Below are 21336 nucleotides of genomic sequence, written 5' to 3' on the forward strand. Positions count from 1 at the left end.
CTCGTCGTCACGAGATGGTTTTTATATAAGAATTATAGATTACTTAGTAATAGTAGCAACTACACCAGCGCCTACAGTACGTCCACCCTCACGGATAGAGAATTTAGTACCTTCTTCGATAGCGATTGGTGAAATTAGAGATACTGTCATTTCGATGTTGTCTCCAGGCATAACCATTTCTACGCCTTCTGGTAAGTTACAAACACCAGTTACATCAGTTGTACGGAAGTAGAACTGAGGACGGTAGTTTGAGAAGAATGGAGTATGACGTCCACCCTCTTCTTTAGAAAGAACATAAACTTCAGCTTTGAAGTCTGTGTGTGGAGTAATTGTACCTGGTTTAGCTAAAACTTGACCACGTTGGATATCTTCACGAGCTACCCCACGAAGAAGAGCTCCGATGTTGTCTCCAGCTTCTGCATAGTCAAGAAGTTTACGGAACATTTCAACACCAGTTACAGTAGTTGATTTAGCTTCTTCTGTAATACCGATAATGTCTACAACGTCACCGATTTTAACTTGTCCACGTTCAACACGTCCTGTTGCAACTGTACCACGACCAGTAATTGAGAATACATCCTCAACTGGCATCATGAATGGTTTGTCAGTTTGACGTTCTGGTGTTGGGATATAGCTATCTACAGCATCCATTAATTCAACGATTTTTTCTTCCCATTCTGCTTCGCCTTCAAGAGCTTTAAGAGCAGAACCTTTGATTACTGGAATGTCGTCGCCTGGGAAATCGTATTCAGAAAGAAGATCACGAACTTCCATTTCAACTAATTCTAGTAATTCTTCGTCGTCTACCATATCACATTTGTTCATGAATACAACTAGGTATGGAACACCTACTTGTTTAGATAAAAGAATGTGCTCACGAGTTTGTGGCATTGGGCCATCAGCAGCAGATACTACTAAGATCCCACCATCCATTTGTGCTGCACCTGTGATCATGTTTTTAACATAGTCAGCATGTCCTGGGCAGTCAACGTGTGCGTAGTGACGAGTTTCAGTTTCATATTCAACATGTGAAGTATTGATAGTGATACCGCGTTCTTTTTCTTCAGGTGCATTATCGATATCAGCGTAAGACTTAGCTGTTCCACCCATTTTTTTAGAAAGAACTGTTGCGATAGCAGCAGTTAGAGTTGTTTTACCATGGTCAACGTGTCCGATAGTACCAACGTTAGCATGTGTTTTGGAGCGGTCAAATTTTTCTTTAGCCATTAGAGAAGTCCTCCTCAGTAATTGTATGATTTTTTATTATAAAAGTAAGGGACTAAACGCCCCTTAACTTTCATAGACTACAAATTAGTTATACTTTAAATTTGGTGATAATTCAATTATTCACCTTTATTTTTTTTGATAATTTCTTCAGAAATTGATTTCGGAACATCTTCATAGTGATCGAATGTCATTGAGAAGACTCCGCGTCCTTGCGTATTAGAACGTAAAGACGTTGCATATCCGAACATTTCAGCAAGCGGAACCATTGAACGCACTACTTGTGCATTTCCGCGAGCGTCCATACCTTCAACGCGTCCACGACGAGAAGTGATATCACCCATGATGTCTCCTAAATATTCTTCAGGAATAACAACTTCAACTTTCATGATAGGCTCAAGAATTACTGGGTTTACTTTAGATACAGCATTTTTCAATGCCATAGAAGCAGCAACTTTGAAGGCCATCTCATTGGAGTCAACGTCATGATATGATCCGTCGTATAATTTTGCTTTAATATCGATTAATGGATATCCAGCAAGTACACCATTGTTAAGTGAGTCACGAAGACCTGCCTCAACAGCTGGAATGTATTCACGTGGAACTACCCCACCGACAACAGCATTTTCAAACTCAAAGCCTTTTCCTTCTTCGTTTGGAGAGAATTCGATCCAAACGTGTCCGAATTGACCACGTCCACCTGATTGACGTACGAATTTACCTTCAACTTTAGCTGAAGAGCGGAAAGTTTCACGGTAAGATACTTGAGGAGCACCTACGTTAGCTTCTACTTTAAATTCGCGACGCATACGGTCAACTAAGATATCAAGGTGAAGTTCACCCATACCAGCGATAATAACTTGACCAGTTTCTTGGTCTGTATGAACGCGGAATGTAGGATCTTCTTCTGCTAATTTAACAAGAGCAGCACCCATTTTATCTTGGTCAGCTTTAGATTTTGGCTCAACTGATAACGAAATAACTGGCTCTGGGAATACCATAGACTCTAGAATTACTAAAGCTTTTTCATCACAAAGTGTATCACCAGTAGTAGTATCTTTTAGACCTACTGCTGCTGCGATATCTCCAGCATGTACTTCTGAAATCTCTGAACGAGAGTTCGCATGCATTTGTAGAATACGTCCTACACGCTCACGCTTACCTTTTGTTGAGTTTTGAACATATGATCCGGCTTGTAACGTACCAGAATATACACGGAAGAATGTTAGTTTACCAACATAAGGATCCGTCATAACTTTAAATGCTAATGCAGAGAAAGGTTCTGAGTCATCCGAATGACGTAAAATTTCATCTTCGCTATCTGGGTCAGTACCAACCATAGCAGCAATATCAAGTGGTGATGGAAGGTATGCAACAACTGCGTCTAGAACTTTACGAACACCTTTGTTTTTGAATGCAGTACCACACACTACTGGATAGAACTCTACGTTTAGGGTACCTTTACGAATACCGTTAACTAATTCTTCGTTCGTGATTTCTTCACCATTTAAATATTTATCCATTAAGTCTTCGTCAAGTTCAGAAACCGCTTCAACTAGTTTTTCACGGTATTCTTGTGCTTGAGCTTTGTACTCTTCTGGAATTTCTATTTCTTCCATATCAGTTCCTAAGTCATTAGGATACATAGTTGCTGTCATCGTAATTAAGTCAATAATTCCGTTGAATTCATCTTCTGCACCGATAGGTAATTGAATTGGATGAGCGTTAGCTTGTAAACGATCATGAAGCGTTCCTACAGAATAAAGGAAGTCCGCACCCATTTTATCCATTTTGTTAATGAAAACAATACGTGGTACGCCATAAGTTGTAGCTTGACGCCATACTGTTTCAGTTTGTGGTTCAACACCAGATTGAGCATCTAGTACTGTAACCGCACCATCAAGTACACGAAGTGAACGTTCAACTTCAACAGTGAAGTCTACGTGTCCAGGTGTATCGATGATATTTACACGGTGATTATCCCAAGCAGCTGTTGTTGCAGCAGAAGTAATCGTAATTCCACGTTCTTGTTCTTGCTCCATCCAGTCCATCTGTGATGCACCTTCATGAGTTTCCCCGATTTTGTGGATTTTACCAGTGTAGTATAGAATACGCTCCGTAGTAGTAGTTTTACCAGCATCGATGTGAGCCATGATACCGATATTACGTGTTTTTTCTAAGGAGAACTCTCTAGCCATATTGTATTTCTCCTTCCATAGTCGGATTAGAGTATAGTTTTATAATAATGTTAAAAAAGATTCTACCAACGGTAGTGAGCGAATGCTTTGTTAGCTTCAGCCATTTTGTGTATATCTTCACGTTTTTTAACTGATGAACCAGTATTGTTAGATGCATCAAGAATTTCGTTAGCTAAACGTTCTTCCATCGTTTTTTCTCCACGAAGACGTGAATAGTTTACTAAGTAACGAAGACCTAGTGTTGAACGACGATCAGGACGTACTTCAACTGGTACTTGATAGTTAGCACCACCAACACGGCGAGCACGAACTTCTAGAACTGGCATTACATTGTTTAGGGCAGCTTCAAATACTTCTAATGGATCTTTACCAGAACGTTCTTTTACAAGTTCAAACGCTCCGTATAGAATTTTTTGAGAAGTACCTCTTTTACCATCAACCATCAATTTATTGATTAAACGAGTTACTAGTTTTGAATTGTAAATTGGATCTGGTAACACGTCACGTTTGGAAACAGGACCTTTACGAGGCATGTGTTTTCCTCCTTTCGACGAATGTCAAATTATTAATTATATTATTTTTTTGCTGCTTTAGGGCGTTTAGCGCCATAAAGTGAACGACTTTGCATACGACCAGTAACACCAGCTGTATCAAGAGCACCACGTACGATATGGTAACGTACTCCTGGTAAATCTTTTACTTTTCCTCCGCGGATAAGTACAACACTATGTTCTTGTAGGTTGTGTCCTTCTCCTGGAATATAAGCAGTAACCTCTAACGTATTAGTTAAACGTACACGCGCATATTTACGAAGTGCTGAGTTAGGTTTTTTCGGCGTCATAGTACCAACACGAGTACAAACCCCACGTTTTTGTGGAGAGTTTAAGTTAGTACCAGCCTTTTTGAAGCTGTTATAACCTTTCCCTAGTGCAGGAGACTTTGATTTCGTGATTTTGGATTGACGAGGCTTACGTACTAATTGGTTAATTGTAGGCATCGATTATTCCTCCCTTCATTTGTTCTTGTTAATACCACACATCCAGGTGGTTCATTTTTTGGGTAAAAACAAAGTCTTTGTGATTTACACAAAAACTGTTACACAGTAATAGCTACTACTGACGCCGCTAAGCGCAGTCCACAAGCCTTACCAAGATCTACTTTAGACTCAACATAGTTAATTGAAACATTGTTTTCTTGTGCTGTTGTTCTTGCTAGTTCAATGATTCTCTCTTCTATATCTAGTGCAATATAAACTTCTTTGACAAGCCCTTTTTTCATTGCTTTTACTGCTTGCTTTGTACCTATGATTGTTTCTTTCGCTTGTTTCACTTTTTCATAAGACATTTGCATATCCTCCAAAGGGTACAAGTCAAATAACTATCAACCTTAAATATATTATCACTCATTGAAAAATGTGTCAACAGTAATTATAAAATATTAGGGAGAAATAAAACTTCTTCTCCCTAACATTCAATTGTTTTACTCTGTAACTAACTCTTTTCCAGAATCTGCTTCGTTGTCCGTAATTTTAATTTGGCGATAACGTTGCATACCTGTACCAGCTGGAACTAGTTTACCGATAATTACGTTTTCTTTCAAGCCTAATAATTCATCACGTTTCCCTTTAATCGCTGCGTCTGTTAAGACACGAGTCGTTTCTTGGAACGATGCTGCAGATAAGAATGATTCTGTTTCAAGTGAAGCTTTAGTAATACCAAGGATAACTGGACGACAAGTTGCAGGGATTTTACCTTGTAAAACTGCTTCTTTGTTCGCTTCAGCAAATTGATGGATATCTAGTAGTGATCCTGGAAGTAGGTCTGTTTCCCCAGCTTCAATCACACGTACTTTACGAAGCATTTGGCGTACCATAACTTCGATGTGTTTATCACCGATTTCTACCCCTTGCATACGGTAAACTTTTTGTACTTCTTTTAATAAGTACTCTTGAACAGTTGAAACATCTTTAACTCTCAACAATTCTTTAGGATCTATAGAACCTTCTGTTAAAACTTGACCACGATGCATTGTATCGTTTAGTTGTACTTTTAAACGAGCATTGTATGGTGCCAAATATTTACGAGTTTCTACATTCCCTTGTATTGTAATTTCTTTTTGGCCTTCTCTAATTTCATCAATTTCAGTAACAGTTCCTGAGATTTCAGATATAACAGCTTGCCCTTTAGGATTACGTGCTTCAAAAATTTCTTGGATACGCGGAAGACCTTGAGTAATATCGTCTCCTGCAACCCCACCTGTATGGAATGTACGCATTGTTAACTGAGTACCTGGTTCACCAATTGATTGAGCTGCTATAATACCAACTGCTTCTCCTACTTCAACTGTGTCACCTGTAGCTAAGTTTAAGCCGTAACATTTTTTACAAACACCATGTTTTGTATTACAAGTAAATGCTGAGCGAATTGTTAACTCATTAATACCTGCTTCTTCAATAACACGAGCGACGTCTTGTGTGATTAACCCGTCTTTTTCTAGAATCAGTTCATTTGTAGTTGGATGGAAAATTGTTTTCTTCGTATGACGACCGACAATACGTTCGCCAAACTCTTCAATAACTTCCGTACCTTCCATAAGTGAACCAATTAATAATCCGCGGTCCGTTCCACAATCTTCTTCACGTACAATAACATCTTGTGCAACGTCTACTAGACGACGAGTTAAGTAACCTGAATCGGCAGTTTTAAGAGCTGTATCGGCAAGACCTTTACGAGCACCATGTGTAGAGATGAAGTATTCAAGTACTGTTAAACCTTCACGGAATGATGACTTGATCGGAAGTTCAATAATACGACCGGCCGGATTGGCCATAAGTCCACGCATACCTGCAAGTTGAGTAAAGTTAGATGCATTACCACGGGCACCTGAGTCACTCATCATGTAGATTGGGTTCATATGATCTAGTGTTTTCATCAGTCTATCTTGAATAACTTCTTTTGCTTTACTCCAATGTCCAATAACACTTGCATAACGCTCTTCTTCCGTGATTAGACCACGACGGAATTGCTTGATAACTTTATCTACTTTACTTTGTGCTTCTTCAAGAATTTCACCTTTATCTGGAAGTACTACGATATCAGAAATACCAATTGTAATACCAGCTTTAGTAGAGTATTTAAATCCTAGGGCTTTCATGCGATCAAGCATTTTCGACGTTTCTGTAATATGGAAACGTTTAAATACTTCTGCGATGATATTTCCAAGAATTTTCTTCTTGAATGGCTCTACAAGTTCCATAGACTCGATATGCTTTTTAACATCTGTAATTGTTGGAACAAAATATTTCTCCGGAGTTTCAATTTGTAGATTGAAATCTGTCGGTTCATTAATGTATGGGAACGTTGCTGGAAGTATTTCATTGAAAATTACTTTACCTACAGTCGTTAACAATAGCATCTTGTTTTGTTCTTCTGTAAATGTTTGATTTTTTACAGATGCTGCTGATATTGCAATACGTGTATGCAAATGCACATGACCAGTATTATAAGCAATAAGCACTTCTTCTGGCCCGTAGAACGTTGTACCTTGGCCCATTGCACCTTTACGCTCAAGTGTTAAGTAATAGTTTCCTAAAACCATATCTTGAGATGGTGTAACAACTGGTTTACCATCTTTCGGGTTCAAAATGTTTTGTGCTGCTAGCATTAGTAAACGAGCTTCAGCTTGCGCTTCAGCAGATAAAGGTACGTGAACAGCCATTTGGTCACCATCAAAGTCAGCATTATATGCTGTACATACTAGAGGATGAAGGCGAATTGCGCGTCCTTCTACTAATGTTGGTTCAAAAGCTTGAATACCAAGACGGTGAAGAGTAGGGGCACGGTTAAGTAGCACCGGATGCTCTCTAATAACATCTTCTAATACATCCCATACTTCAGCATGCATACGTTCAATTTTACGTTTTGCACTCTTAATGTTGTGGGCTAAACCACGTTCAACAAGTTCTTTCATCACAAATGGTTTGAATAATTCAATCGCCATTTCTTTTGGAAGTCCACATTGATACATTTTCAAGTTTGGTCCTACTACGATAACCGAACGACCAGAGTAGTCAACACGTTTACCTAGTAGATTTTGACGGAAACGACCTTGCTTCCCTTTTAACATATGTGAAAGTGATTTTAATGGACGGTTACCTGGTCCAGTTACTGGACGGCCACGACGACCATTATCAATCAATGCATCTACAGCTTCTTGTAACATACGCTTCTCATTTTGAACAATAATATTAGGAGCGCCAAGATCTAATAGACGTTTTAAACGGTTATTACGGTTAATAACACGACGATATAAATCATTTAAATCTGATGTAGCAAAGCGTCCACCATCTAATTGAACCATCGGACGTAATTCTGGAGGAATTACTGGTAGAACATCTAAAATCATCCAGTCAGGTTTGTTTCCTGAGTTACGGAAAGATTCTACAACTTCTAAACGTTTAATCGCACGTGTACGACGTTGACCTTGAGCTGTTTTCAACTCTTCTTTTAAATGCTCTGTTTCACTTTCTAAATCAATTTCAGTAAGTAAACGCTTGATAGCTTCAGCACCCATTGCAGCTTGGAATTTAGTACCAAACTTATCGCGATATGCACGGTACTCTTTTTCTGAAAGCAATTGTTTCTTTTCAAGAGGCGTGTCTGCTGGTTCTATTACTACGTAAGAAGCAAAGTAAATTACTTCTTCTAGTGATCTTGGAGACATATCCAAAAGTAGACCCATACGACTTGGAATCCCTTTGAAATACCAAATATGTGACACAGGAGCAGCTAGTTCGATGTGACCCATACGCTCACGACGTACTTTTGAACGTGTTACTTCTACTCCACAACGATCACATACAACACCTTTATAACGAACGCGTTTATATTTTCCGCAATGACATTCCCAGTCTTTTGTAGGACCAAAAATACGTTCACAGAACAAACCGTCTTTTTCAGGTTTTAATGTACGATAGTTAATTGTTTCAGGTTTTTTTACTTCTCCATAAGACCATGAACGGATTTTATCAGGTGAAGCTAAACCAATTTTCATATACTCAAAATTATTAACGTCTATCAAGGAGCCTACCTCCCTTTAGTCTTGTGTCTTTTAAAAGACTTTTCCAAGTAGCTCTGCATTATGCAATTTTATACGGAAACACGGACAGGCATCACCTGTCCGGTTTTTATTATGCTATCTATGCGCAATTACGCTTTTTTATTCTACTGTACTAACTGGTTCCTCTTCTGTTGCAATCGGTAGTATACCAAGTGCATCAGCTGCTGGAATGTCATCATCTTCATCTAAATCGCGAAGCTCAATTTCTTCTTCGTCAATTGTAAGCATTTTAACATCCATACCTAGACTTTGTAGCTCTTTTATCAATACTTTGAATGATTCAGGAACTCCTGGTTCTGGTACACTCTCCCCTTTAACGATTGCTTCATATGTTTTCACACGTCCAACAACGTCATCGGATTTAACTGTTAAAATTTCTTGTAACGTATAAGCGGCACCATAAGCTTCTAGTGCCCATACTTCCATTTCACCGAAACGTTGTCCACCAAATTGCGCTTTTCCTCCTAGAGGTTGTTGCGTAACAAGTGAATAAGGTCCAGTAGAACGTGCATGTAACTTATCATCTACCATGTGGGCAAGTTTAATCATATACATAACCCCAACAGATACGCGGTTATCAAATGGTTCACCTGAGCGCCCGTCATACAGGATAGTTTTACCGTCACGATTAAGTCCAGCTTCTTCCATTGTGTTCCAAACGTCTTCTTCGTTAGCACCATCAAATACTGGTGATGCCATATGAACGCCAAGTAATTTAGAAGCCATACCTAAATGGAGTTCTAGTACTTGCCCGATGTTCATACGAGAAGGTACCCCAAGTGGATTTAACATGATATCTACTGGTGTGCCGTCTGGAAGGAATGGCATATCTTCTTCAGGAAGAATACGCGAGATAACACCTTTGTTACCATGACGTCCGGCCATTTTATCCCCAACGGAGATTTTACGTTTTTGAACGATATAAGCACGAACTAATTGGTTAACACCTGGAGATAACTCATCGCCATCTTCACGATTAAATACTTTTACATCTAATACAATCCCGCCAGCACCATGTGGAACACGTAGGGATGTATCTCGAACTTCGCGAGCCTTTTCACCGAAAATTGCGTGCAGTAAACGTTCTTCAGCTGTTAGTTCTGTAACACCTTTAGGCGTTACTTTCCCAACAAGAATGTCTCCGTCACGAACTTCTGCACCAATACGGATAATTCCACGGTCGTCCAAGTTACGCAATGCGTCTTCACCGACATTTGGAATATCTCTCGTAATTTCTTCTGGCCCAAGCTTTGTATCACGTGATTCTGATTCATACTCTTCAATATGCACTGAAGTATATACATCATCTTTCACTAGACGTTCACTCATAATTACTGCATCTTCATAGTTGTATCCATCCCATGTCATGAAAGCTACTAGAACATTACGTCCTAAAGCAAGCTCTCCTTGTTCCATAGAAGGACCATCTGCAAGAATATCCAGAGGTTTAACACGATCACCAATTTTTACAATTGGACGTTGGTTTATAGATGTCCCGTGATTTGAACGCTCAAATTTATGAACTTTATAAGATGTTAAATCTCCTTTAACTTCTTTGCCATCCACTTCTTCGATACGTCTAACACGAATTTCTTTTGCCTCTACGTGTTCAACAATACCATCGAATTTTGCAATAACTGCAGCACCTGAGTCACGAGCGTTTACATGTTCCATACCAGTTCCAACAAATGGAGCTTCTGGGTTTAATAATGGAACAGCTTGACGCTGCATGTTCGCTCCCATAAGAGCACGGTTGGAGTCATCGTTTTCCAAGAACGGAATACATGCTGTCGCAGCAGAAACAACTTGTTTCGGCGAAACGTCCATGTAGTCAATTTGTTCTTTTCTAAATACGGTGTTATCTCCACGGAAACGACCTACTACTTCTTCTTTAAGGAATGCTCCTTCTTCAGATAATGGAGAGTTTGCTTGTGCTACCACATAGTTATCCTCTTCATCCGCAGTTAAATAGTCGATTCGTGATGTAACTAAGCCGGTCTCAGGATCAACACGGCGATATGGTGTTTCTATAAATCCAAACTTATTTACTTTCGCAAAACTGGAAAGTGAGTTTATAAGTCCAATATTTGGTCCCTCAGGCGTTTCAATTGGACACATACGACCATAGTGAGAGTAATGTACGTCACGTACTTCAAATCCTGCACGCTCACGTGTTAAACCACCGGGTCCAAGCGCCGATAGACGACGTTTATGTGTCAACTCAGCTAGTGGGTTTGTTTGATCCATAAACTGAGATAATTGCGAGCTACCAAAGAATTCTTTAATAGATGCAATAACTGGACGTATATTGATTAGTTGTTGTGGGACGATAGATTGTGTGTCGTTAATAGACATACGCTCACGTACTACACGTTCCATACGTGAAAGACCAATACGGAACTGATTTTGTAGTAACTCGCCTACAGAACGTAAACGACGGTTACCTAGATGATCAATATCATCCGTGTTCCCAACGTTAAATAACAGGTTAAAGAAGTAACCAATTGATGAAACAATGTCAGCTGGCGTAATATTTTTCACTTCTGTTTCTACATAAGCGTTACTTATTACGTTAACTTCTTTTTGTTCTTCATCATTCGGCGCATAAATTTTAATCGATTGGATTGTAATATCATCCTCTAAGACACCACCTACTTGAGATAATGTTTTAAAGCCAATACCATTTTCAAGATGAGGAATTAGGCGATCTAGTACACGACGATCAATTAATGTACCCGCTTCTACTAAAATCTCTCCTGTTTCCGGATCCACTAGCGTTTCCGCTATTGTTTGGTTAAACAAGCGATTTTTAATATGCAATTTTTTATTCATTTTGTAACGACCAACGTTCGCTAAATCATAGCGTTTTGGGTCAAAGAAGCGAGAGTATAGTAAGCTCTTTGCACTTTCCACAGTTGGTGGTTCACCAGGACGTAGACGCTCATAGATTTCCAATAACGCTTTTTCAGGCGTTTCTGTATTATCTTTTTCTAGCGTGTTACGTAAATATTCGTTGTCACCAATTAAATCGATAATCTCTTGATCTGTTCCAAAGCCTAAAGCGCGAAGTAAAACAGTAACAGGTAATTTACGTGTACGATCAATACGAACGTATACTACATCTTTTGCATCAATTTCGTATTCTAACCAAGCACCACGGTTAGGTATTACTGTTGATCCAAAACCTTTTTTACCATTTTTGTCTGTTTTATCATGGAAGTAAACACTTGGTGAGCGGACTAACTGAGATACGATTACGCGCTCAGCTCCGTTAATAACGAAAGTTCCAGTTTCAGTCATTAGTGGGAAATCACCCATAAAGACATCTTGTTCTTTCACTTCGTCCGTTTCTTTGTTGTGGAGACGTACTTTTACGCGAAGTGGTGCTGCGTATGTTGCGTCACGTTCTTTGGATTCGTCGACCGAATACTTCGGTTCATTTAAACTATAGTCGACAAATTCAAGTGATAGATTGCCTGTAAAGTCCTCGATTGGTGAAATATCCTTAAACATTTCACGTAAACCTTCCTCAAGGAACCATTCATAAGATGCCGTCTGAATTTCAATTAGATTCGGAAGTTCTAGCACCTCACTAATACGCGCAAAACTTCTGCGCTGGCGGTGTTGTCCGTATTGAACTAGTTGACCTGTCAACTCATTCACCCCTCAATTAAAGCGATATTAGGTCTTTTCGATATGAACATTTTGGTGTATGATATCGAAAGACAAAAAGAAAACGAGTTCTTAACAAGAGCTCATTTTCGATTAACCAAACTTTTTCTCGGCCAGTATACCCATTTGTATGACTTCTCATTCAAAAGGGCCAAAAGGGCATACGTCCTCAAAATAATAATTTTGCATTTTCTTATAATATCATAGCGATTTTGTCAAGTCAATCTTTGTAGCTTTGATAATCCAATAACCTCTAGCCTTATCAACAAGGTCTACTTGACCAAAAATCTCTTCTAAATAACTAAAAGTTGATGGTGCCCCTTGTTTCTTTTGAATCACAATCCACAATTCTCCCTTTGAAACTAACTTTTCATAAGATTCATTATAGAAACGAAAAATAGTTTCTTTCCCAGCGCGAATCGGTGGATTAGTTATAATAGCCGCAAAGTTCGCAGTGTCAACCGCTGACAATCCATCACTTTCATAGATTCGTACATTTTGTATCCCGTTAGCAGCAGCATTTTTTTCTGCAAGTTGGATTGCACGTGTGTTAACATCTACCAAATGAACTGTTCTTCTCTCATTTGCTTTTGCAATAGAAAGACCTATCGGGCCATATCCACAACCTATATCTAAAATTGGACCTTCTAGATCTGGAGCTTCAAAAGCATCGATTAATACACGGGAGCCAAAATCTACTTCGCTCTTACTAAATACACCTGCATCTGTTTCAAATCGAAAATTATGCCCAAGCAATGTGAAATTCCAATGGCGTGGTTTGCTTTCCGTTTGAGGTTTCCTAGAGTAATAATGATCAGACACCAAATCACCCTCCATAATACATACGAAGAAAAGCCCGTCGTTTGCAGACGAGCTTTTTTCTTCGAACTGTACAAAAATTACTTAACTTCTACGCCTGCGCCAACTTCTTCAAGTTGTGTTTTGAAAGCTTCTGCTTCGTCTTTAGAAATGCCTTCTTTAAGTGCTTTAGGAGCATTGTCAACTAATTCTTTAGCTTCTTTTAATCCTAAACCAGTGATTTCACGAACCACTTTGATTACTTTAATTTTTTGATCTCCAGCAGATGTAAGAAGTACATCAAACTCAGTTTTTTCTTCAGCAGCAGCAGCTCCGCCACCAGCAGCCATTGCCATTGGAGCAGCAGCAGTAACACCGAATTCTTCTTCAATTGCTTTTACTAAGTCGTTTAATTCAAGAACTGTCATTGATTTGATAGCTTCTAAGATTTGTTCGTTATTCATTTTATTTTCCTCCTATTATAGGTAATTTTAGGCTGTAAGCCCTTTTGTAGTTATTAAGCCGCGTAATAAATTATGCGCCTTGTTCTTCTTTTTGTTCTGCAACAGCTTTTGTTGCAAGCGCAAAGTTGCGCATTGGAGCTTGAAGTACTGAAAGAAGCATAGAAAGTAGTCCTTCGCGTGATGGAAGTTCCGCTAATGCTTTCACATCTTCAGCAGATGCTACAGTTCCTTCGATAATCCCAACTTTAATTTCAAGTTGTTCATTCTTTTTAGCAAAATCATTAATGATTTTAGCTGGTGCAATTACGTCATCGTTAGAAAATGCTACTGCGTTTGGACCAACAAGACTTTCGTTAATCCCATCAACTCCAGCAATTTCAGTTGCACGGCGTGTAAGTGAGTTTTTGTAAACTTTGAATTCCACACCTGCTTCACGAAGTTGTTTACGTAATTCTGTTACTTGTGACACGTTCAAACCGCGGTAGTCAACAACTACTACGGAAGCAGCAGCTTTAAACTTCTCTGCAATTTCTTGAACTTTTACTTTTTTCGTTTCGATTGCTTTGTTCATCTTGGCACCTCCTATAAGAATTGGCCATTTATACCGACAAAAGAAAAGCCTCTGTTCTACGAATAGACACAGAGGCAGAAAGTCATCATCTAAAAAGAATCTGAATTTACTTGTCCTCGGTAGGAAATTAAGCGATCTATCGCCCCTACTGTCTTCGGTACAAACGTATATTTAACAACAAAAGTCATCTTAACAGATAATCTTTTGAACGTCAACTATTATTTGATTGATTGAGCGTCAACTTTTACAGCTGGTCCCATAGTAGTCGTGATATTCACAGACTTCATATAAACACCTTTAGATGCTGCTGGCTTAGCTTTTTGAACTACTTCAAATACAGCTAAGAAGTTTTCTACTAATTTATCGTCTTCAAAAGAAACTTTACCGATAGGAGCGTGAATAATCCCTGCTTTGTCAGCACGGTATTCTACTTTACCAGCTTTAATCTCTTCGATAGCTTTAGTTACATCAAATGTAACTGTACCAGTTTTAGGGTTTGGCATTAAACCTTTTGGTCCAAGTACACGACCGATTTTACCAACTTCACCCATCATGTCAGGTGTAGCAACGATTACATCGAAGTCAAACCATCCTTGTTGGATTTTGTTAATATACTCAGTATCGCCTACATAGTCTGCTCCAGCAGCTTCTGCTTCTTTAAGCTTTTCGCCTTTAGCGAATACTAATACACGTTGAGTTTTACCAGTTCCGTTTGGAAGTACTACTGCTCCACGGATTTGTTGGTCATTTTTACGAGTATCGATTCCTAAACGGAAAGCAACTTCTACAGTTGCATCAAAGTTAACTGTGCTTGTTTTTTTCGCAAGCTCAACAGCTTCTTTAGCTGAATATAATTTTGAAGCTTCTACTAATTTAACTGCTTCTTGTAATTTTTTACCTTTGTTAGCCATTATAAATGTCCTCCTTGATAGTGGTTTTAGCGGAATAAACCTCCCACGTGTAAAGGTTGTAGTTATCCTTTATGAACAACTACAACCTCCCAAAAAACAATGCGTCATATCAAAATGCACATCAAGTATTAGTCTTCGATCGTAATACCCATGCTACGTGCAGTACCTTCAACCATTAACATAGCTGCTTCAACAGATGCTGCGTTTAAATCTGGCATTTTTTGTTCTGCAATTTCGCGAACTTTTTCACGTTTCACTGTCGCCACTTTTACGCGGTTTGGTTCACCTGATCCAGATTGAATACCTGCTGCTACTTTAAGTAACACTGCTGCCGGCGGAGTTTTTGTAATGAAAGTAAATGAACGATCTTCAAATACAGAAATTTCAACCGGAATGATTAGACCTGCTTGATCAGCAGTACGTGCGTTGAACTCCTTACAGAATCCCATGATGTTAACACCTGCTTGACCCAATGCTGGACCAACCGGCGGTGCTGGATTTGCTTTACCAGCAGGAATTTGTAATTTAACAACTTTAATCACTTTTTTAGCCACGAGACACACCTCCTTAAGTCCGTGATGTGGTAATTGGGTTGCCCCTCCCACTCAAATATCTGTCTCTCAGCTCTGCGCTGATAACATTAGAAAAATTAATACAGACTTATTTTCAGTCTGACCTTTGAAATGATATCATTCTTTTCCACCTTTAGCAAGTGGAAACGAAAATTATATTTTAATAACTTGTTCGAAGTCTAGTTCCATATTAGTTTCGCGACCAAACATGTCTACAGACACAGTTACTTTGCCTTTATCTAGATCAATCACTTCTACCTTGCCTTGGAAGTGCGCAAACGGTCCTTCTAATACTTCTACCAATTCTCCAACCGTGAAGTCTACTTCTACTACGCGATCAGCGTCACCCATTTGTTTCAACATAGATTGAACTTCTTCCGGAGCTAAAGGTGTTGGTTTTGTTCCGCCACCTGAAGAACCAAGGAATCCAGTTACACCCGGCGTATTTCTAACTACATACCAAGCATCATCTGTCATTATAAGTTCTACAAAAACATATCCAGGAAAAGTTTTTCTTACAACTACACGCTTTTTACCATCTTTAAAGTCTGTTTCTTCTTGTTCAGGGATATATACTCGGAATATCTTATCCGACATACCCATTGTTTCTACTCGTTTTTCTAAGTTCGCTTTTACTTTGTTTTCATAACCAGAGTACGTATGAACCACATACCAATTTTTTTCCATAGTGTCAGGACTGATCGTCCGTCCCCTCCTTTTCTCAAGACAAATGAAAAAACCCGTTCGTTTAGTAGACGGGCTATTTTCAAATATTTACATACTAGTTATTATAACGCTAAATACCAACGGAACAATTCAGAGATACCTAAGTCTACCACAGCAAAAAATACAGCCGCCGCTACTACAGTAGCAAGCACAATAACAGTGTATTTAGAAAGCTCTTTACGTTTAGGCCAACTTACTTTTCTCATTTCACTCATTACATTTTTGAAAAACCCACCAACATTAGCCATTTAGCTAAACCCCCACACAAAAAATCTATCTTATTTTCTATTCATAACGTTTGTTTGTGAAGCGTATGCGCATTGCAATGTGCACAATACTTTTTCCGTTCAACTCGGATTACATTTTCTTTAGATAAAGGAATCGTATAATTACGATTGCCACATTGGACACAGCTTAAGACAGTCTTTTTTGCCATATTATCACCTTTTTTAAGCATATAAGTCTTTTTCAAGATTATCATCTTACACATACCATGTCAACAAAATACCAATTAAGCGTAATTACTATCAATCTCCATATAACGTTCTAGTTTACGCTTCACTCGTTGTAATGCATTGTCAATCGACTTAACATGACGATTCAATTCTTCAGAAATTTCTTGATAAGATTGACCGTCCAAGTATAAAGTAAGTACTTGTTGTTCTAATTCACTAAGTATTTCTGCCATCTTGCCTTCCATATAATCGAAGTCTTCTCGATTAATGATTAATTCCTCCGGATCATCTACAACTGAACCAGCAATCATATCCATCAATGTTCGATCAGATTCCTCATCATAAATAGGCTTATCCAATGATACATAAGAATTTAGCGGAATATGTTTTTGTCGAGTGGCTGTCTTAATAGCAGTTATTATTTGGCGGGTGATACATAGTTCGGCAAATGCCCGAAAAGAAGCAAGTTTCTCCTCTTTAAAATCTCGGATTGCCTTATACAACCCAATCATACCTTCCTGGAGGATATCTTCTTTATCGGCCCCTATTAAAAAGTATGACCTTCCCTTCATGCGGACGAAGGAACGATATTTTGTTATTAAAAAGTCTAGCGCTTCAGTGTTTCCTTGATGTACCATCTCTACAAGCTCTTCATCTAGTAAACTATCTAATTGTAGATTCTGCTCTGTCTTTTCCAATGAAGTCACCTCAGCTAACAAGAATATTATTCCAAGTATACAGGAAGGAAATTTATAGCGTCAATGAATCATTTCATTCCTCTTCGCCATTTTTCGAAAATTTCCGCAACTTCTGCTGTTAATGGGATATTAGAAGCGGGTTTGTCATCCTGAATAGTTTTCACTTTTTTTGTTATTTTGGAGGAAATCGACAACATCTCAATTTCTAATTCTCTAGCTGACTTTCTAAGGGCCCCTTGGCCAAATATGACCCTTTGCTCAGTCAGATCAGATGTAGCTACGTAAATCTGGACTCTTCTACCACTCAATTCTTTCGTTAACTTTTCAATACGCTCATCTGCAATTTCGTTTTTTCTCGTATAAATAACTTCTACGTTATATTGTTTCTTTTTATTTTCAATACCAGGCACCAAGTGTGCATCAAAAACTACAATGACTCGGGTACCTGTATATGCTTTGTATTCTGCCATTAGCTCGATCAAGCGGTCTCTAGCTTCTAGTAATTTCACTTCTTTTAACTTTCTTAACTCGCTCCATGCGCCGATGATATTATATCCATCGACAAGTAAAATTTGCATCTTGTTAGCCTTTTAAGGGATTTCTGACGCGCCATATTTCGTATAACAACACAGAGGTCGCTACCGAAGCATTAAGACTCGTCACATGACCGACCATTGGCAAATAGTAAAGAAAATCGCACTTTTCTTTTAACAGTCGACTCATACCTTTACCTTCACTACCGATAATGAGTGCCAAGGGAAGGGTAGCATCCATATTTCGATAATCAGTAGACTTTGCCGCATCAGTGCCCGCAATCCAAACCCCACGCTCTTTTAGTTCATCTACCGTTTGTGCCAAATTAACCGCTCGGTAAACTGGAATATGCTCAATAGCTCCTGTAGACGCTTTTGCAACTACCGCTGTAAGTCCAACCGCTCTTCTTTTCGGAATAATAATTCCGTGGGCTCCAACAGCATCTGCCGTCCGCATGATAGAACCAAGATTATGAGGATCCTCAATTTCATCTAAAATAATAAAAAGAGGATCCTCTTGTTTGCTAGCTGCTAGGTCAAACAAATCATCTAATTCCGCATAACGGTATGCGGCAACTGAAGCAACTATTCCCTGGTGATTTGCATCTGTTAAGTTATCCAGCTTTTTTTTAGGTACGAACTGTACAATTATTCCAGCATCTCTTGCTAATTGAATAATTTCTGTTACCCCACTTTTTTGAATGCCTTCTGCAAGCCAAACTTTGTTCATATCTCTACCTGCTCGTAGTGCTTCTACTACAGGATTTTTCCCTGCAATAAGTTCTCCAGTTTGTTCACTTTGATCGTTTATCTCTGTCATTTATTTTTTCGCCCCTTTCTGTTCATCTATAAAGTTAATAGAGAAATCCAGTACTTCTTGCAAACGCTCTGTTTGTCCACTCAAGTATAGACTACCGATTACTGCTTCAAACGCTGTACTGTGATGATAAGTAATAACATCTGTATTTTTGGGAACTGAACCAGACTTTGCATTACGACCTCTTCGTAGGACAGCTTGTTCATCTTCCGATAAAAAGTCCTTTTCCATCATTTCTCTTACTAACGTTGCTTGCGCTTTAGCTGACACATATCTAGTAGCTTCTTTGTGCAAGATATTCGGTCTGACTCGTCCAGAAAGGATGAGGTGTTCTCGAACGACTTGTTCGAAAACAGCATCACCCATATAGGCAAGTGCTAAGGAATTTAGTTGTTTTACATCGGATGGTTTTAAATTTTCCACCAGTTTATCCTCTTTTCCATCGGATACCCTGTGCAGTATCTTCCAAAATAATATTTAACTCTTTTAATTGATCTCTAATTTCATCGGCACGAGCAAAGTTACGGTCTTTCCTAGCTTGATTGCGTTCTTCAATCAATGCATCAATTTCTTCATCCAGTACTTCCTTTTCCTTCGCAAACGTTAATCCCAGAACAGCATTCAAATCATCCATAACTAAGATAAATTGTTTTAATACAATTTCAGATGTTTGTTTTTCTAGTAAATACGTATTCGCAAGTTTCGACAATTCGAAAATAGCCGCAATACCATTCGCTGTATTAAAGTCATCATCCATAGCTGTTTCAAACTGTACTTTTACATCTGCAATTTTTTGTAACCAAATGTCATCATGATCCCCTAAATTTGCAGTGGTACTTAATCTGTGAACTAAGTTATCATAAGCTGTCCGTATTCGATCCAAACCTGCCTCCGCTTGCTCCACTAATTCTTTTGAATAATTAATGGGATTTCGATAGTGAACACTCAGCATGAAAAGACGTAATACTTGTGGATCTATTTGCTGACGAATATCATTTACCAATACAAAGTTGCCGAGTGATTTCGACATTTTTTCATTGTCTATATTTATATACCCATTATGCATCCAATATCTCGCAAATGTCTTACCGGTTCTCGCCTCGGACTGTGCAATTTCATTTTCATGATGTGGAAAAGTTAAGTCTTGCCCACCCGCATGAATATCAATCGTGTCTCCCAGTATTTCTCGGGCCATGACAGAGCATTCTATATGCCATCCTGGACGACCTTTCCCCCAAGGACTTTCCCAATAGATTTCTCCTGGTTTTGCTGCTTTCCAAAGTGCGAAATCTAGTGCATCCTCTTTTTTGACACCCGTTTCAATTCTAGCTCCGACTTTTAAATCGTCTACCGATTGATGAGAAAGTTTACCGTATCCAACAAATTTTCTCGTACGATAATAGACATCTCCATGCGATTCATATGCATAGTCTTTTTCCTCTAATACTTTAATAAATTCAATAATTTGATCCATATGATCTGTAACTCGTGGATGTGAATCTGCTCGATTGCAGCCCAATGCCTCAACATCCGCAAAATAAGCGTCGATAAAACGTTCCGTGAGCTCTGAGACTTCTTCTCCCAGTTCATTGGCCGCTTTAATAATTTTATCATCTACATCTGTGAAGTTTGAAACATATGTCACTTCATATCCACGGTATTGTAAATACTTCCTTACCGTATCATAGACGATTACAGGCCGCGCATTCCCAATATGAATATAATTGTAAACAGTTGGTCCACATACATACATCTTAACTTTGCCTTCTTCAAGCGGTATAAACGGTTCTTTTTCACGTTTTAGCGTATTAAAAATTTGGATTGTCATGACTATTTTCCCTCTTTTCTTTCTTCAATTGGTCAATTTCTTTTTGGAGCTTCTCTATTTTGTTTTCCATTTGTTTACAATGGTCCATAAATGGATCTGGTAGGTCCTGATGATCTAAATTTCGCTTCACTTTTATACCATCTTGAATTACGACTACACCTGGGATCCCAACAACAGTAGAGTTAGTAGGTACATCTTTTAGTACAACAGAACCTGCCCCGACCTTACTATTTTCACCAATGATAATAGATCCTAATACTTTTGCTCCAGTAGCGACTAGCACATTATTATGAAGAGTAGGATGTCTCTTTCCCTTTTCTTTTCCGGTACCACCTAGTGTGACGCCTTGGTAGATCGTGCAATCATCTCCAATTTCACAGGTTTCTCCAATGACCACCCCCGAGCCATGATCGATAAAAAAGCGTCGCCCAATTGTCGCCCCTGGGTGAATTTCGATTCCTGTAAAAAATCTACTAATTTGTGATATGGCGCGTGCTAAGAAAAAGAATTTCTTTTTAAATAAGGCATGTGCAACTCGGTGACTCCAAATTGCATGTAGACCTGCATAAGTTAAAATAACTTCTAACTTGCTATGTGCTGCTGGATCCTGTTCAAATACTACCGCAATATCTTCTTTCATTCGTTCGAACACATGATTACCTCCTTTCATTTACTCCATAAAAAAAGTCCCTGTCTATAAATATAGACAGAGACGCAATAGCGTGGTTCCACTCTGATTGGAAAACAGAAA

General features: G+C 38.8%; 21 protein-coding genes and 2 other annotated features (1 of these 23 cut by a window edge). All 21 genes read right to left on the reverse strand.

Annotated elements, in window-relative coordinates; genetic code table 11:
- Positions 1 to 39: 39 nt before the first annotated feature.
- Complete coding sequence (tuf, locus tag BM260_RS13450; RefSeq protein WP_093537867.1) at positions 40 to 1227, reverse strand: elongation factor Tu; 1188 nt, start codon at positions 1225 to 1227, stop codon at positions 40 to 42.
- Positions 1228 to 1343: 116 nt separating this feature from the next.
- Positions 1344 to 3422, reverse strand: coding sequence for an elongation factor G (gene fusA / locus BM260_RS13455; RefSeq protein WP_093537868.1), 2079 nt, complete (start codon positions 3420 to 3422; stop codon positions 1344 to 1346).
- Between the two features lie 62 nt (positions 3423 to 3484).
- Positions 3485 to 3955 (reverse strand): 30S ribosomal protein S7, encoded by a 471-nt coding sequence (rpsG, locus tag BM260_RS13460; RefSeq protein WP_093537869.1) that lies wholly within the window; start codon positions 3953 to 3955, stop codon positions 3485 to 3487.
- Between the two features lie 41 nt (positions 3956 to 3996).
- Entirely contained in the window at positions 3997 to 4419 is a 423-nt protein-coding gene (gene rpsL, locus BM260_RS13465) for a 30S ribosomal protein S12 (protein WP_093537870.1), read from the reverse strand.
- Positions 4420 to 4517: 98 nt separating this feature from the next.
- A complete protein-coding gene (locus BM260_RS13470) occupies positions 4518 to 4766 on the reverse strand; it encodes a ribosomal L7Ae/L30e/S12e/Gadd45 family protein (protein ID WP_093537871.1) in 249 nt (82 codons plus the stop codon).
- Positions 4767 to 4901: 135 nt separating this feature from the next.
- The gene (gene rpoC / locus BM260_RS13475) at positions 4902 to 8501 is read right to left on the reverse strand and encodes a DNA-directed RNA polymerase subunit beta' (protein ID WP_093537872.1); all 3600 of its coding nucleotides are present in this window, start codon (positions 8499 to 8501) and stop codon (positions 4902 to 4904) included.
- Positions 8502 to 8639: 138 nt separating this feature from the next.
- Entirely contained in the window at positions 8640 to 12194 is a 3555-nt protein-coding gene (gene rpoB / locus BM260_RS13480; RefSeq protein ID WP_093537873.1) for a DNA-directed RNA polymerase subunit beta, read from the reverse strand.
- A gap of 219 nt (positions 12195 to 12413) precedes the next feature.
- Positions 12414 to 13034, reverse strand: a complete 621-nt coding sequence (locus BM260_RS13485) for a class I SAM-dependent methyltransferase (RefSeq protein ID WP_093537874.1) — start codon at positions 13032 to 13034, stop codon at positions 12414 to 12416.
- A 77-nt stretch (positions 13035 to 13111) separates the two neighbouring features.
- The gene (rplL, locus tag BM260_RS13490; RefSeq protein WP_093537875.1) at positions 13112 to 13474 is read right to left on the reverse strand and encodes a 50S ribosomal protein L7/L12; all 363 of its coding nucleotides are present in this window, start codon (positions 13472 to 13474) and stop codon (positions 13112 to 13114) included.
- Between the two features lie 70 nt (positions 13475 to 13544).
- Positions 13545 to 14045, reverse strand: coding sequence for a 50S ribosomal protein L10 (gene rplJ / locus BM260_RS13495; protein ID WP_093537876.1), 501 nt, complete (start codon positions 14043 to 14045; stop codon positions 13545 to 13547).
- 32 nt (positions 14046 to 14077) lie between these two features.
- Positions 14078 to 14221 (reverse strand) — a sequence feature (ribosomal protein L10 leader region).
- A 42-nt stretch (positions 14222 to 14263) separates the two neighbouring features.
- Positions 14264 to 14956, reverse strand: a complete 693-nt coding sequence (rplA, locus tag BM260_RS13500) for a 50S ribosomal protein L1 (protein ID WP_093537877.1) — start codon at positions 14954 to 14956, stop codon at positions 14264 to 14266.
- Positions 14957 to 15084: 128 nt separating this feature from the next.
- Positions 15085 to 15510, reverse strand: coding sequence for a 50S ribosomal protein L11 (rplK, locus tag BM260_RS13505; RefSeq protein ID WP_139176005.1), 426 nt, complete (start codon positions 15508 to 15510; stop codon positions 15085 to 15087).
- A gap of 171 nt (positions 15511 to 15681) precedes the next feature.
- Positions 15682 to 16215 (reverse strand): transcription termination/antitermination protein NusG, encoded by a 534-nt coding sequence (gene nusG, locus BM260_RS13510; RefSeq protein ID WP_093537878.1) that lies wholly within the window; start codon positions 16213 to 16215, stop codon positions 15682 to 15684.
- A 101-nt stretch (positions 16216 to 16316) separates the two neighbouring features.
- Positions 16317 to 16502 carry a preprotein translocase subunit SecE gene (gene secE, locus BM260_RS13515; protein WP_093537879.1) on the reverse strand — a complete coding sequence of 62 codons (186 nt, stop codon included), beginning with the start codon at positions 16500 to 16502 and terminating at the stop codon, positions 16317 to 16319.
- A 41-nt stretch (positions 16503 to 16543) separates the two neighbouring features.
- The gene (gene rpmG, locus BM260_RS13520) at positions 16544 to 16744 is read right to left on the reverse strand and encodes a 50S ribosomal protein L33 (protein WP_407691715.1); all 201 of its coding nucleotides are present in this window, start codon (positions 16742 to 16744) and stop codon (positions 16544 to 16546) included.
- Positions 16745 to 16765: 21 nt separating this feature from the next.
- Entirely contained in the window at positions 16766 to 17407 is a 642-nt protein-coding gene (gene sigH, locus BM260_RS13525; RefSeq protein WP_407691716.1) for an RNA polymerase sporulation sigma factor SigH, read from the reverse strand.
- 68 nt (positions 17408 to 17475) lie between these two features.
- Positions 17476 to 17985 carry an NYN domain-containing protein gene (locus tag BM260_RS13530; protein ID WP_093537880.1) on the reverse strand — a complete coding sequence of 170 codons (510 nt, stop codon included), beginning with the start codon at positions 17983 to 17985 and terminating at the stop codon, positions 17476 to 17478.
- 4 nt (positions 17986 to 17989) lie between these two features.
- The gene (gene rlmB / locus BM260_RS13535) at positions 17990 to 18760 is read right to left on the reverse strand and encodes a 23S rRNA (guanosine(2251)-2'-O)-methyltransferase RlmB (protein WP_093537881.1); all 771 of its coding nucleotides are present in this window, start codon (positions 18758 to 18760) and stop codon (positions 17990 to 17992) included.
- Positions 18761 to 19180, reverse strand: coding sequence for a Mini-ribonuclease 3 (locus BM260_RS13540; protein WP_093537882.1), 420 nt, complete (start codon positions 19178 to 19180; stop codon positions 18761 to 18763). It lies immediately after the preceding gene.
- Positions 19181 to 19184: 4 nt separating this feature from the next.
- Positions 19185 to 20585: a cysteine--tRNA ligase gene (gene cysS, locus BM260_RS13545; protein ID WP_093537883.1), complete on the reverse strand. Its 1401-nt coding sequence runs from the start codon at positions 20583 to 20585 to the stop codon at positions 19185 to 19187.
- On the reverse strand, positions 20566 to 21237 hold the full coding sequence (gene cysE / locus BM260_RS13550; RefSeq protein WP_093537884.1) for a serine O-acetyltransferase: 672 nt from the start codon (positions 21235 to 21237) through the stop codon (positions 20566 to 20568). The genes cysS and cysE overlap by 20 nt, the downstream gene beginning before the upstream one ends.
- A gap of 53 nt (positions 21238 to 21290) precedes the next feature.
- Positions 21291 to 21336, reverse strand: a binding site (T-box leader) (it continues 172 nt past the right edge of the window).

This window comes from Psychrobacillus psychrotolerans, from assembly GCF_900115805.1.
Lineage (GTDB): Bacteria > Bacillota > Bacilli > Bacillales_A > Planococcaceae > Psychrobacillus > Psychrobacillus psychrotolerans.

What these genes read in the sequence shown, in the direction of transcription:
- tuf (WP_093537867.1), bottom strand. Translation starts at nt 1,227, where the DNA reads ATGGCTAAAGAAAAATTTGACCGCTCCAAAACACATGCTAACGTTGGT.
- fusA (WP_093537868.1), bottom strand. Translation starts at nt 3,422, where the DNA reads ATGGCTAGAGAGTTCTCCTTAGAAAAAACACGTAATATCGGTATCATG.
- rpsG (WP_093537869.1), bottom strand. Translation starts at nt 3,955, where the DNA reads ATGCCTCGTAAAGGTCCTGTTTCCAAACGTGACGTGTTACCAGATCCA.
- rpsL (WP_093537870.1), bottom strand. Translation starts at nt 4,419, where the DNA reads ATGCCTACAATTAACCAATTAGTACGTAAGCCTCGTCAATCCAAAATC.
- BM260_RS13470 (WP_093537871.1), bottom strand. Translation starts at nt 4,766, where the DNA reads ATGTCTTATGAAAAAGTGAAACAAGCGAAAGAAACAATCATAGGTACA.
- rplL (WP_093537875.1), bottom strand. Translation starts at nt 13,474, where the DNA reads ATGAATAACGAACAAATCTTAGAAGCTATCAAATCAATGACAGTTCTT.
- rplJ (WP_093537876.1), bottom strand. Translation starts at nt 14,045, where the DNA reads ATGAACAAAGCAATCGAAACGAAAAAAGTAAAAGTTCAAGAAATTGCA.
- rplA (WP_093537877.1), bottom strand. Translation starts at nt 14,956, where the DNA reads ATGGCTAACAAAGGTAAAAAATTACAAGAAGCAGTTAAATTAGTAGAA.
- nusG (WP_093537878.1), bottom strand. Translation starts at nt 16,215, where the DNA reads ATGGAAAAAAATTGGTATGTGGTTCATACGTACTCTGGTTATGAAAAC.
- secE (WP_093537879.1), bottom strand. Translation starts at nt 16,502, where the DNA reads ATGGCTAATGTTGGTGGGTTTTTCAAAAATGTAATGAGTGAAATGAGA.
- rpmG (WP_407691715.1), bottom strand. Translation starts at nt 16,744, where the DNA reads ATGTGTAAGATGATAATCTTGAAAAAGACTTATATGCTTAAAAAAGGT.
- BM260_RS13530 (WP_093537880.1), bottom strand. Translation starts at nt 17,985, where the DNA reads ATGCAAATTTTACTTGTCGATGGATATAATATCATCGGCGCATGGAGC.
- rlmB (WP_093537881.1), bottom strand. Translation starts at nt 18,760, where the DNA reads ATGACAGAGATAAACGATCAAAGTGAACAAACTGGAGAACTTATTGCA.
- cysS (WP_093537883.1), bottom strand. Translation starts at nt 20,585, where the DNA reads ATGACAATCCAAATTTTTAATACGCTAAAACGTGAAAAAGAACCGTTT.